This is a genomic window from Methylophilus sp. 3sh_L (assembly GCF_046766015.1).
GTDB lineage: Bacteria > Pseudomonadota > Gammaproteobacteria > Burkholderiales > Methylophilaceae > Methylophilus.
The window spans coordinates 512,952-525,672 of record NZ_JBKOUF010000001.1 but is presented as its reverse complement, the minus strand read 5'-3'; the positions used below and the strand labels follow the sequence as shown (position 1 = coordinate 525,672).

Annotated in this window: 11 protein-coding genes; 4 read left to right on the top strand and 7 right to left on the bottom strand. The window is 51.2% G+C overall.

What is annotated here, in order from left to right; all coding sequences use genetic code 11:
- Positions 1-5: 5 nt before the first annotated feature.
- Positions 6-1,064: an aldo/keto reductase gene (locus ACIDF8_RS02615; RefSeq protein ID WP_412009068.1), complete on the bottom strand. Its 1,059-nt coding sequence runs from the start codon at positions 1,062-1,064 to the stop codon at positions 6-8.
- Positions 1,064-1,621: a hypothetical protein gene (locus ACIDF8_RS02610; RefSeq protein ID WP_412009067.1), complete on the bottom strand. Its 558-nt coding sequence runs from the start codon at positions 1,619-1,621 to the stop codon at positions 1,064-1,066. The genes ACIDF8_RS02615 and ACIDF8_RS02610 overlap by 1 nt, the downstream gene beginning before the upstream one ends.
- 296 nt (positions 1,622-1,917) lie before the next feature.
- Here ACIDF8_RS02610 and ACIDF8_RS02605 point away from each other — a divergent pair, with 296 nt between their 5' ends.
- The 4 genes from ACIDF8_RS02605 to ACIDF8_RS02590 all read left to right on the top strand — a co-directional run bounded on the left by ACIDF8_RS02605 (position 1,918) and on the right by ACIDF8_RS02590 (position 5,466).
- On the top strand, positions 1,918-3,354 hold the full coding sequence (locus ACIDF8_RS02605; protein WP_412009066.1) for a diguanylate cyclase domain-containing protein: 1,437 nt from the start codon (positions 1,918-1,920) through the stop codon (positions 3,352-3,354).
- 132 nt (positions 3,355-3,486) lie between these two features.
- Positions 3,487-3,906 carry a hypothetical protein gene (locus ACIDF8_RS02600; protein WP_412009065.1) on the top strand — a complete coding sequence of 140 codons (420 nt, stop codon included), beginning with the start codon at positions 3,487-3,489 and terminating at the stop codon, positions 3,904-3,906.
- Positions 3,907-3,915: 9 nt separating this feature from the next.
- On the top strand, positions 3,916-4,446 hold the full coding sequence (locus ACIDF8_RS02595) for a YMGG-like glycine zipper-containing protein (protein WP_412009064.1): 531 nt from the start codon (positions 3,916-3,918) through the stop codon (positions 4,444-4,446).
- A gap of 162 nt (positions 4,447-4,608) precedes the next feature.
- Entirely contained in the window at positions 4,609-5,466 is an 858-nt protein-coding gene (locus ACIDF8_RS02590) for a DUF6279 family lipoprotein (RefSeq protein ID WP_412009063.1), read from the top strand.
- A 127-nt stretch (positions 5,467-5,593) separates the two neighbouring features.
- On the opposite strand, the gene ACIDF8_RS02585 is transcribed toward ACIDF8_RS02590, so the two are convergent.
- From ACIDF8_RS02585 to ACIDF8_RS02565, 5 genes are all read right to left on the bottom strand, one after another.
- Positions 5,594-9,358 (bottom strand): TonB-dependent receptor domain-containing protein, encoded by a 3,765-nt coding sequence (locus ACIDF8_RS02585; protein WP_412009062.1) that lies wholly within the window; start codon positions 9,356-9,358, stop codon positions 5,594-5,596.
- 90 nt (positions 9,359-9,448) lie between these two features.
- The gene (locus tag ACIDF8_RS02580; protein WP_412009061.1) at positions 9,449-10,429 is read right to left on the bottom strand and encodes a FecR family protein; all 981 of its coding nucleotides are present in this window, start codon (positions 10,427-10,429) and stop codon (positions 9,449-9,451) included.
- Positions 10,429-10,950, bottom strand: coding sequence for an RNA polymerase sigma factor (locus ACIDF8_RS02575; protein WP_412009060.1), 522 nt, complete (start codon positions 10,948-10,950; stop codon positions 10,429-10,431). The genes ACIDF8_RS02580 and ACIDF8_RS02575 overlap by 1 nt, the downstream gene beginning before the upstream one ends.
- Before the next feature lie 531 nt (positions 10,951-11,481).
- On the bottom strand, positions 11,482-12,297 hold the full coding sequence (locus ACIDF8_RS02570) for an energy transducer TonB (RefSeq protein ID WP_412009059.1): 816 nt from the start codon (positions 12,295-12,297) through the stop codon (positions 11,482-11,484).
- A 6-nt stretch (positions 12,298-12,303) separates the two neighbouring features.
- Complete coding sequence (locus ACIDF8_RS02565; protein ID WP_412009058.1) at positions 12,304-12,717, bottom strand: ExbD/TolR family protein; 414 nt, start codon at positions 12,715-12,717, stop codon at positions 12,304-12,306.
- Positions 12,718-12,721 lie beyond the last annotated feature (4 nt).

Genomic DNA, 12,721 nt, shown 5'->3' with positions numbered 1-12,721 from the left:
CGAACTTAAGGGGCTGGATTCATCATGATGAGATGCTGTTGCTCAATGGCCTCTAACACCTGTTCGCTCAATTGCACCTGGTAAGCCGCCACATTTTCTTGTAATTGTGCCATGCTGGTGGCGCCAATAATGGTGGTGCCCACAAACCAGCGGTGATACACAAAACTCAAGGCTAACTGGACAGGCGTCAAGCCATGGCTGCGCGCCAACTCAGCATAGGCTTTGGCGGCCGCTGGCACAGCAGGCTTTTTATAGCGCTGGGCGTAGCCCTCAAACAAGGTCACACGGCCGGAAGCAGCCGGGTCGTCAATATACTTGCCGGTGAGGTGGCCAAACGCCAGCGGCGAATAAGCCGCCAAGGCTACCCCCTCACGGTAAAGTACTTCCGTCATGCCAAACTCCATGCCGCGGTTCATGAGGTTATAGCAGTTTTGCAGCACGGCAATGCGTGGCAAGCCTTGCTCGCGTGCTATCCGTAAAAACTCCATCAGCCCCCAAGGTTGTTCGTTACTCAACCCGATTGCACGGACCTTGCCCTCCTTAACCAACTCATCGAGCACTTCCAGCTGGGTCTGGATAGGCACCCAATTGAACGGCTGACCTTGTGCATCCTGTTCGGCACGCGGATCAAACTGGTATTGCCCGAACATGGGCACATTGCGCTCGGGCCAGTGCAGGTAAAGCACATCCAGGTAATCGGTTTGCAATCGCTGCAAACTGTCATGCACGGCCTGGCGGATATTGGCGCGGTCCATGCCGCTCGGGCCGCCGCGGATCCAGTGCATGCCACGGCGTGGTCCCGCCACTTTGCTCGCAAGCACAAAGCGGTCACGCGGCTGCTTTTTAATCCAGTGTCCCAGCATGGTTTCGGTACGCGTCACGGTTTCTGCCCGCGGCGGCACCGGGTACATTTCGGCCGTATCGATAAAGTTAATGCCTTGCGCCAGCGCAAAGTCCAGCTGGCTGTCGGCATCCTGCTGCGTGTTCTGGTCACCATAGGTCATGGTGCCCAAGGTGATCCGGGAGACACGGATACCGCTGTCTCCTAAGGTAATCTGGTCCATTAATGTAATACCTGTTTTTCTACGGGGATGTCCATTACGATACTCGAAACGGGCTGAGGTTCCTTGGCTGGCGTGGAGGCCAAGGTCCAGCCAGCCTCCTTGCCAGCCAGTAACAACATGCGGGTGATGGCCAGCACCAGCTCGTGGTTGACGTTCATATTCACATTCATGCCATTGGCGCACACCAGCTGCACGTGATTGAGTTGGTCGTTGACCGAGACAAAACGGGTCTCGACCACCAGCAAGGTTTGATCTGTCACCGTATTTTTGGGGGCCTGGTAGGCAGTCTCAAAATCAAGCTCATCCAGCGCCTCTACCGCTGCCGCCTCTTGTGCAAACTGCTTGGTGGCTTCGGGCAGGCTTTGCTCGGATAACGGGGCCGGACCAGACACAGGCAGGTGCGCCTCCTGATTAAATACTTTAAAAATCTGCCGGGCGACACGGTAAGTAATCCAAACCTGGATTTCCTGCTCATCATTGACCGCGGCCCGCATCAGCAGGCGGTCTTGATGCTGGTCATAAGAAAGATTGATTTGCTGTATGGATTGCGGTTGCATGCGGATTTAACCTATGACGGGATAGGTATTAGCATACCGTGTTGATTCGCAACTGCCTACCTCTAAGCATGCAGAGTTTTAGCCATGCGGCATTTAATGACATCCCCTGACCGCTTTGCATCAAAAACCAGCCTCCTCGCCAACAATAAGCTATCGAAGCAATATTTAGCAAACAAAATAAAAAATGTTAAGCATTTCAACAAATCCATTAAGATTAATTGGCGTATGATTGCGTTAAGAACCAATTTACCAAGCTTGGGATCAACTGAATATCTGCATTGATGGAGTCCGTACACTTGCTAACCCATAATACAGAGCTGGCACGTCTGGCGGCCGTTGAAAGTTACCGCATTCTTGACACCCCGCCTGATGCTGACTTTGATCAGCTGGTTGCCCTGGCTTCGACCTTATTTTCAACGCCGATTGCCAGCGTAACAGTGATGGCAGAAGATCGCTTATGGTTTAAATCTGCCAAAGGGCTGGATGTTTGCGAGGCGCCGCGCCAGGATGTTTTTTGCCAGTTGACGGTGGCACAAAAATCCCGCCTGGTGATTGAAGACACACAGCAGGATGCGTTGTTCAGGGATAATCCGCTGGTTGTCCATGCGCCGTTTATTCGTGCTTATGCTGGCATCCCGCTCATCAATGAGGAAGGCTATGCCATCGGCACCTTTTGCGTGATGGACCATGTACCCCGTCGCTTTAGCGAGACCGAACTCACGTTGTTAACCATCCTGGCCAACCAGGCCATGAAACTGATGGAGCTACGCAGGGAGATCGTGCAGCGGACGGAACTGAGCAAGCAGTTACAAGTATTTTATGAACAGCAGGCCAAAAGCCAGGAGCTGTGGAAACAGGCCATGGATGCTGTCGGCGATGGGGTGTGGGATTATGACCTCATCACTGGGCATTACTTTTTTGGCCCCAACTGGCGCAAAATGCTGGGCTACCAAAACGAACCGCTGTTGCCGCAATTAGAGACCCTGCGGGCGCTGATCCACGAAGAAGATCAGCCACGTTTCACGACCTATTTGCAAGGCTATCTCCAGGGGCAATTCCCTGAATACAAAATCGAGTACCGCATCCGCTGTAAAAATGGCGAGTACAAATGGGTACTCTCACGCGGCATGGTGGTGGAGCGCACCGCCGAAGATACGCCCAAACGCATGATAGGCACGCACACCGATATCTCGCAATCCAAACTGCTCGAACAATCCATCTGGCAGCAAGCGCATACCGATAACCTCACCGGCCTGCCTAACCGGCGGTTGTTTTTGGATCGGCTGCAACAGGCCATTTACAGCAGCCAGCGTGAACAGAAAAAATTTGCGCTATTTTTTATGGACCTGGACGGCTTTAAAGCAGTGAATGACCAGCATGGCCACCTGGCAGGCGACCAGCTACTGATTGAGATTGCCAGCCGTATCCAGAAAATGTCGCGACAAGCGGATACCTTCGCCCGCTTCGCCGGGGATGAGTTCGCCATTCTGGCCATCAATATCAGCAATAGCGAAGACATGGTGCTACACGCCAACAAAATCCTGCAAGTGGTGAAAGAACCGATCCCGCTCAATGGCTATGCCGCCTCGGTCTCCATCAGTATCGGTATCGCCATCTTCCCGGATCATGGTTGCACGGTCGATACGCTGATCCGTCATGCAGATCAGGCAATGTATGAAGCGAAAGAGTCCGGCAAAAATACCTGCGTGGTTTACCATCCACACCACCCATAGCCGCATTCGCTCATTTTCACGCTCAGTTGTTTTAAAGATACACTCCGTTACAAACCCAACCCCGGTCATGGGGAGAGTTTTGCAGGCCCTACTGTCAGAATGGCTATATACATAGCGTTTTCTGGAGGGCTTATGCGAGCACTAACATCCACACTCAAAAAAATGATTTACCTTAGCCTGGGCATCGCCTGCGCCCTCGCTAGCCAGCTTGCATATGCACATCCGCCCGGCCGTGGCTGGCATGGTGGCGTCGGTCTCTACTTTGGCGCCCCTTACCCGTTTTTTCCTTATGCCTACTCACCCTACGCCTACCCTTACCCGTATGTGTACAGCCCACCGCCTGTGGTGATTACGCAGCCGCAGTCACAGGTTTATATCGAGCAAGACAGTAACAACAACTCGAATGCAGCCCCAGCCACCAGCGCCAGTAACAATAATGCCTACTGGTATTACTGCGAAGCCTCCAACGGCTATTACCCTTATGTCAAAGAGTGCCCTGCCGGCTGGAAACAAGTCACCCCCACGCCGCCAGCTAATCCACCAAGCAAGTAGGAGACTGTCATGCATGTCACTCGTACTCTGACAGTTTTACTACTCATGCTGGGCCTGACTGCCTGCGCGACTAACCCCACTGGCCCGAGCAGCATGGCCCTCCCAGGCACCGGCAAAGACTTTAATGCCTTCAGGGCCGATGATCTCTCCTGTCGGGATTTTGCGTTGACGCAAATTGGCGGCAAAACCGTCAACCAGCAATATAACGCCAGCCTCGCCAGCACCACTGCGGTCGGCACCGTCGTCGGTGCAGCGATTGGTGCCGCAGCAGGTGGCGGTCAAGGTGCCACCATAGGCGCTGGCGTAGGTGCATTATCTGGCGGCGCCATTGGCGCCAATGCAGCCAATGTCAGTGGCATGAATGCACAAGATAAATACGACAATGCCTATTACCAATGCATGTATGCCGCCGGGCATAAAATTCCAGTGCCTGCCAGCATGGCAAGGACCTATTCGCAAGGCAGCCAGCGCGCCTCATCAGCGAGTGTTCCAAGCTATTATCCCCCGCCCCCACCTCCCCCGCCTGGTTATCAACATTAACCCTGCCGTCAGGCCGTGTGCCGCTGCCTGACGAGTCTCATCTCTTATGCCAGACCTGGTCCGTGAGAGGCAGGCTATAGGCGCCATTGCTTTCGCGCTGAAAACACAGCTTGCCAATAGACAGTATCGCAAACTTAGTCCGGCAGGCCTGGTCGTAGGAACATGCAAATCATCAAAAAAATTTTAACCCTCACCCTCGCTTTTTCAATCATGAGCTGTAGCGTGGTCAAGACCGCTTACAACAATGCACCTGCACTCATCGCATGGCGGCTGGATGATTATTTTGATTTTACTGCAGCGCAAAAAGCCAAACTCAAACCCGCCCTGCGGGATTTGCATGCCTGGCATCGTAAAAATGAACTACCGCGCTATGTGTCGTTGCTGGATGAGATACACGATGACCTCAGCCATGAGGTGAGCGCACAAACGGCCTGCCAGCGCATTGAATCCATCAAATCAAATGTGCAAACGCTTCAAACAAAAATCGTCCCCATCATCGTCGACGTCGCCGACACGCTAAGTGATAAACAACTGCAGCAGTTCGAGAAAAAGCTGGAAAAACGCAACCAGGAATGGAAAGAGGAATGGTGGCAGGAAACGATAGAAGAACAGCGAGAAGTGAGGTTAGAGAAATCCAAGGATTTTGCTGAAAAAGTCTATGGCGATTTGAACGAAAAACAAATCACCCTTATAAAACAGGCCATTGCCAGGAGTGACATTGATCCCGCCATCATCTACGCCGAGATTTTGCGGCGCGACGAAGATACACTGTCTATCCTCAAGGCATTACGCAATCCCGCCTCGTCAAACGAAGAAAAATCGCAACTGGTCCGCGCAGGCTTTGAACGTATGCAAAACAGTCCGAATTCGGCTTACCAGGCTTATATCGATAAATTAACGCAGCAAACCTGTGAAACCATCGCGAGCCTACATGCCAGTACAACCGCTAAACAACGCCATCATGCGCAGCAATGGGTGGATGATTACAAGACACAATTTACACAGTTGCAAATCCAATGATCTTAAAGCGATTGACCTGACACTTAAAAGTCATGTCGATGGGGTCAGGGTAAAAGTGAAATTTCTTCACTTTTTACTCTGCCCCCAAGTATCCAATATACATAGTAATTGAAGAGCGATTTATCAATTAAAAGTCGTATCGCATATTAAGCCATGCAGCCCTTGGTGCCCCTGGCGCCAGAAAGGTTGAAGCCAGCCAGTCATTACTATTGTAATTGAACCCACCAGGCCCGATTGCGCCATTGATTGAGGGAGAAAAAGGATTGATCCCTAATCTACCAGCCGTGTAGTAATCTCTGTCAAAAAGATTATTAATCAATAATGTAGCTGAAAGTTGATCGCTAAACTTATAAGTGGAACTGAAGTTAAATACCGCATAGCCAGGGATCATGCCAGGATAACGATAATTAGGGCGTACAGCCCTGGGTGTACCACAACTGCTGTTGCCATACGCAATTCCGTCAACAACCGTAGGAATGCCTCCCAGATTTGCCTGACATCCATACTCCACGCTCGGCGCCCCTGCACGATGCTTGTTGTTTTCGTTGCCTCTGAGATAGCTCTCCGAGTGCATGACAGCAGTAAGCCCAACTGTCCATTTGGGTGTAATGTCGTAGGTCACAGTCGCATTCAAGTTGTGTAATGGAATGCCCGGAATACGATTGCCAGGCTTAACGGCAATATTCTGGTAGCCATTGCTGACAAAGTTACCAGTCGCTCTAAAGGACTGTATCACGTTGCCCGCACTGCTATTGTTTGGACTGGCCATTTGAAAGTGGTCCTGAAACGTTGCATCGGTAAGTGAGTAATTGAGTTTAAAACCAGTGTTTCCCCATTTGCCTTGCAAGCCCATTTCGATGCCGCGACGGCGGGTGTCTCCAATATTCTGGAAAAAACTACGCTCAGGCCTGTATGCTACAAAATAGATATCATCGGTCAATTCGGTCTGGTAAATGCTGGCATTCCATTGGATATCCGGCGTTATATATCCACGTGCGCCCAGTTCAAAGGTCTCAGACCGCACCTGTTTCAAATACGGATCACCAGACAATGTGGTAGGCAAACTACAGAAACGGTTTTCTATCAGTGAACGTGGGCCGAATGTAGGTTTTCCTTGAGAATCCACCCCGACGCGAACCGGTGTGTCATCATAAGCGCAGCCCAACTCAATCACAGTCGGCGTTCTGGCGCCCTTGCTCCAGTTGGCATAGAGATTTAAATTTTCATTCGCTTGCCAAGTTGCACCCAAAGAAGGATTAAATGAGTAATAGCTGAATTTTTCAGTTTCCCCTGGGCCAATGGCACCAGCATTCTGCGCCAGCTCAAACGAAAAGGGACGGTATCCAGTTGCACACTCGTCCGTCTCATATTCAATGGTCCCATTACCATTGAGATCATGACAAACCACCAGGGGATCATAAAAGTTCTTGAATTGCGTTGCACCAGCCAATCCCAAAATATTGCTGATGGCCAATTCGTTTTTTACTTTCGTCTGGTTATAACGTCCCGAAGCACTAAATGCCCATTCTTTCGTCGGTGTCCAGGTCTCGCTGAAATAAATACTTTTGGTAATGCTGGTCCCACTAAAGTCATTTAAACCTAACTTTTGCGTGGAGGCTGCAAATTCATAACCCACTTTATTGGGGTCAAGAATGACTTTTCTGTTGTTATCAAAGACACCCAATAATTGACCACTGTTGTAATCTGCTCCGGCCGAATCCATAGACATGCCTATCATGAATTTATGCTTTTCAGTGTTCCAGTTAAACTGAAGAGAGCCACCATCTGTGAGCTGGTTAATTTCCGTTTCCGTCACCAAAGCCACGGGAGTCCCTTCCACGTACCCCTTCTTGCAATCAGGGAACCATTGCAGGACGACTGCTTCGCAGTCGGCTCCGTTTCGCATGTATGGAATGCCGGAGACGGGGTCTCTCACTAACAACCCTAATGGAGAGCCTAAACCTTTGCTGACCCCTGAGAAACTTGTCAGGATAAAGTTACCATTGGCGTCCAAATTCTTATCTAGCACCAAAAATGAGCCACTGCCGGTAAAGCCACCTGCATCTACAAAAATGGCGCCTTGGTCAGAAAAGCTAAAACTCAGCCCTCTCTCACTCAGTTTGGCTTCCAACTCTTGTTGGTTCAATGATCCTGGTACAGCTTTAGCGATCTCAAGAGCTGCCTCGTAGAACTCTTGACTGTAGATAGGCTGTGCTGACAGCTGCTCATTAAAAGTCCAATTAGGCACTGTACTAGTTGATCCATCAGGATTGGTTACCGTGACGGTAGACTGTGTGATATTCGGATTGGTAAATACATAAGCGGTATTGGCTTGAGTACCAATCGCTGGACGGCTGGCATCATAAGCTGGATTGATGCTGACAGGGCTGTCAAAAATTGGATTACCATCCTGATCTGTGCCAGTTTGCGTGATAGGCCCATAAATATATTGTGCATCCCCATCTGCATCTGCTGCCATCTGTACCGTATTACCAAATGGGTCCACCACATCAACGGTTGCAATATTGTTAATGCTTGTCCTGGAAAGGTCCAAATCTGGCAGGCCATCATTATTCAAGTCTTGTGCAAAATAACCAGGCTTTTCACCGGGGTTGGGTCTGCGCGTCGCACTACCGCCAAAGTCTTGGTTAACATCACCGGTACTCGAAAAACGCCGACTTTTGCGGTGATAAACTTGAGCTGTGATGTTAAACGTATCTGAAACATCCCAAAGCGCATTAAGCTGAAATTGCTGCAAGCGATTACTGGTTTGGTCAGGACTGGTGAAAATACTAGACCTATCCTTCTCAACCATTTCTGTAGGTAGTAACCCATTCCCAGTCAGCTTATTACTCGCCAGCAACATATTCAAGCCCAGTTGCAACGACTCGCCACGCCACTCCAGTTTACTGAATACCTGATTCACTTTACTTGGTGAATTATCGCGCCAGCCATCCTCTTTGAACAAATTAGCGGCAACAAACCCAGCGACCACGCCATTATTGCCACCCACCGAACCTTGAAATTGGTTGCGTTTAAAAGAACCGCCTAGATATTCAATCGATCCCTCTTTTGAGTCAAACCCACTTTTGGTCTTCATGCTCAATGCACCGCCTAAAGTCCCTAAGCCAAATAAAGGATTTGAACCTGGAAAGATATCCAAACTACCCAGCGCATTCAGAGGAATCATGTCCCAGTTGACCACATCACCAAAAGGTTCATTAACCCGAATACCATCCAGAAAAACTGATAGTCCTTGAGCGGTACCTAGTTGCGGTGAAGCTGTAAAGCCCCGATAGGTCACATCCATCTGAAACGGATTGCCCTGATAATCATTGACATTGACGGATTGCAGTTTGGTATTCAACAAATCTGCAATACTCACCGCATGCGCCTCTTTAATCTCTTTTGCTGTGAGGGATTGTATATTTCCAGCCATCTCCTCTTTTGTCAGCGCCAACCCTTTCATTGGCCCTACTTCATACATACGTTGCGCTCTGACAGGAATCGCATCTAGCTTTAGAGTGTCTGCACTAGTGGTTATTGATTTTTTTTCAATCAATAAATGCTGATCCATTACTCGCCCTTGCAAACCGCTGCCATCCAGCAGGCGTTTGATGGCTTCTTTGCGGGTCATGCGGCCTTTAACGGCCGGGGCTTTTTTGTCGACGATGAGGGCGCTGTCTACCGTGAGCGAGAGGTTGGACTGTATGGCGAACTGCCGTAGCGAGGCCGCGAGCGGTTGTGCGGGCAAGTCGAGGTTGAGCGGCAAGGCAAAACTGTCATCTTGCTCGGCGGGCAGTTGGGTGTTGAGTTCTGCGTGGCTGGCAAAGGGCAACGCGGCCGCGATGAGCGCGGCGATAATGGCGGCTGTGATTTTATGATTTTGCATAGTGCATCCGTCAGTTACAGGGGTTGATAGAGGGGTAACTGACGAGCAGGCAAAATGCCTGATATGCGGGATTAAAAATACTTGTAAAGATTATTTAGGGGCGATGACCAGGGCATCCTGTTTGGGTTTGACGGTGACAGGCACCGACTGCGGCAAGGTGCTGATAAAACGCTCCAGCTCACTAATTTTGAGCACGGCATTCACTTTGGGCGTCTCTGCTGCAAACGCCGCATGCACGGGCGGGTTGCGGTAGCGTGATAGCGTATCGGCCACTTCAAACATATCCGCACGGTCAAACACGATGCGGCCACTGATAAAGCTGAAGCTGTCTGCCGCCTGGCGATTGACTTTGTGCGGCGTGCTGTTTGGCTCGATCTCGGCCACTTCACCGTTATGCAGAATCAAGGTGGGGGCGCTGCCATCACTGCGCCCGACTTGCACGCGGCCATGGTCGACACTAATACGCACTTTTTTGCTGAGCTGGTTGACGGCAAAGCGTGTGCCTAATACGGTGACTTTAGCTTGCGGGGTTTCGACCACGAATGGACGTTGAGCGTCTTTGGTCACCTCGAAGATGGCTTCACCACGACTGAGTTTGATCAGGCGCTGATGGCGATAGTAGACAATTTCCATGGTCGTGTTGGCATTCGCAGTGATCACCGAGCCGTCCGCCAGGGTTTGTTTTGAGAGCTGTGCCACACTGGTGGTGTGCACTTGCGTCGACAAAGGCAGTGCTTGCCACTGCACATATTGGCTGCGACCGAAAAAGCCCAAGCCTACGCATAGCAGCATGACTGCCAGGCCTGAACCCAGCTTGCTGAGTTTTTTGCGGCGCGCGCTTTGTTCAAAGTATTGCTTTTGCGACATGGCACTAGACAGCGCCTTGAGCCGCTCGGTCGAGCTAAAGTCTTCCATGGTGGATTCCACCATCTGGTAAGCGGCCTGATGCCTGCGGTCCGTCATCAACCACACTTCAAATGTCGTGCGCTCAGGCGCATCTGGGGCGGCCTCTCGCATGCGCATATACCAGCGCACGGCAGCCTGTCTGATCGCCTCGTCGTGCTTGTGCATCACATTTCAACCAACATGAGCTCACGCGCACTGGTGAGGTCCAGAATCGCACGCATCACATGGCGCTCGACCATGTTTTTGCTGATGCCAAGATTGGCAGCAATTTCAGGTTGGGTATACCCCTCAACGCGATACATCCAAAACACCTGGCGGCAGCGCGGTGGCAACTGCTCAAGAATCTGCTGAATCATCTCCAGCCGCTGTTTGATGTCGTTGAGATGCTCCACCGACATGGCTGGCGCATCCAGCCACTCGCGGTTGAGCCCCACCTCGGCTTCAAGCGAAATAAAGCGCTGCTGGTGGTGATAGCTATCCACGATGAGGTTTTTGGCGATGCTACGCATGTAAGCATGCGGCTCTTGGTCTTTGTTGAGGCTAGTGGAGACGGTATAGCGGATAAATGCATCGTGCAGAATATCTTTAGCCACATGCGGGCAAGCCACCTTAAAGCGGATATAACCGAGCAAGTCGGTATACGCCCACTGCAGATTAATGCCGCACCAATGCATTGTTTTTTCCATGCAAGGATTTCGCAAAATTTGTGCCATGCTATTTGAGCGGTAAAAATGGCCGATTCGGGCCGAATCGCACAAAACTGAGTGATTTCAGCCACCACTTTGGCTATAAACAACCAAACACCGGCTTACGCGCTACGTTTGTTTAAACGCACCCCACCGATCAATAACAAACCACAAGCAAACAACCATGGCAGGTGGGGCGGGAACTGCAGCCACACTATCAGGCGTATAAATCATCCTGTCGATTGCGAGTACCGCGCAACGCAGCAATTCGCTCGCGCAGACATTTATTCGGCGAATCCTTAATTGTGTTTGATATCACTATGCTTCTCCCAAAGCTTATGTTTATTACATTAAACGGTCACCAGCCCTACCACGATTGATCACCATTGATTCCTCCCAATATTCTCTTAAAAAAAGACCCTGTACCCACCGGAGGAAAGTGGCAGGTACAGGGGTTGGAGAGCAGACATACCTGCTAGCGAAAGTGAGGGATAAACTTTCTCAGTATGCCTGACTTCATGAAACCGCGTGTTATTCCAGCTTGAATGAAACCGGTATAGTGATTTTGAAGCTCTTCTTTTTTAGGCTGTCTTTGACGCCGAGTTGCGCAATGGCTTTTTTCACCATGCGCATGGCTTCTTCATCCAACGGCACATGTTTACTGCTATCAGCGACCGTCACATTGACCAACTCACCGCGCACAAACTGCGCGACCACCGTGGCCTCGCCTTCCAAATGACGGCGGATAGCAATGGCCGGATATTGTTTGCTTTTATTCACCAGCGAGCGCAGCTGTTCGCCGTAATCACCCCAGGCATCGCTATCACTTGCACTGAGTTCGTCTGACTCTGCCGTGGTTGCTGCTGTGGTGACAGCAGCGCTGGGCTTGGCGTCTTTAGCCGTGTTTTCATTGCTGCTGGCTGCCGCATGTGGCGCACTCTCTGCCGTATTGCTGGGCGCAGGTGGCGCCGGGCTGGGCTCAACCTTGGCGGGCGGCTGTACAGGCTGCTCCTGCACGCGGTAGTCCGAGTCATTATTCTTAGGCGCTGCCAGTATTGGCTTGGGCGCCTCTACCGGCGTCACAGGCTTTACCATCGGCTTGGGTTCGACTTTAAGAGGCTCAGCAGGCTTGGGCGTCTCCACGGGTGGTGACTCCTGTTGCACGGCTGGGGCAGGCGCTTTGGTCGAAAAAAATTCGATTTCCATGCGCTCTGGGATGGCAGGTAACTCCATCTTGCTCAATGAGGGATACAGCAACACCACCACCAGATGCAATCCTAGCGACAGCACAACGGCCCGCCAAAGCAGTGCGCCGTCATGTGTTTGAGGATAAATCAGGGTGCTCATGGCAGTTTACTTCCGTGACTCAGGAGACATCACAAAACTGAACTTGCTGATGCCCGCGCGCTGGATTGCCGCCAGCACTTTGGCCACCACCCCATACTGCGCATGCTCATCGGCATAAATCTCCACCGCCGGGTCATGCTTCTGCTTGAGTACGCCCAGTTCTTTAGTCAAGGTGTCTAGCGGCATGTTTTGCTGGTCTAAAAACACCTCGCCAGCATCGGTCACGCTAATGTGGGCGGTTTTAGGCACGGTCACCGCCACCTCGGCGCTGGCCTGCGGCAGTTTGACCTTCACCGCGTTCATCAGCAATGGCGCGGTCACAATAAACACCGTCAGCAACACCAGCATCACATCGACCAGCGGCGTCACGTTGATTTCACTGACCAAATCTTCGCTCTCAGCCTCACTAAACATCGCCATGGCA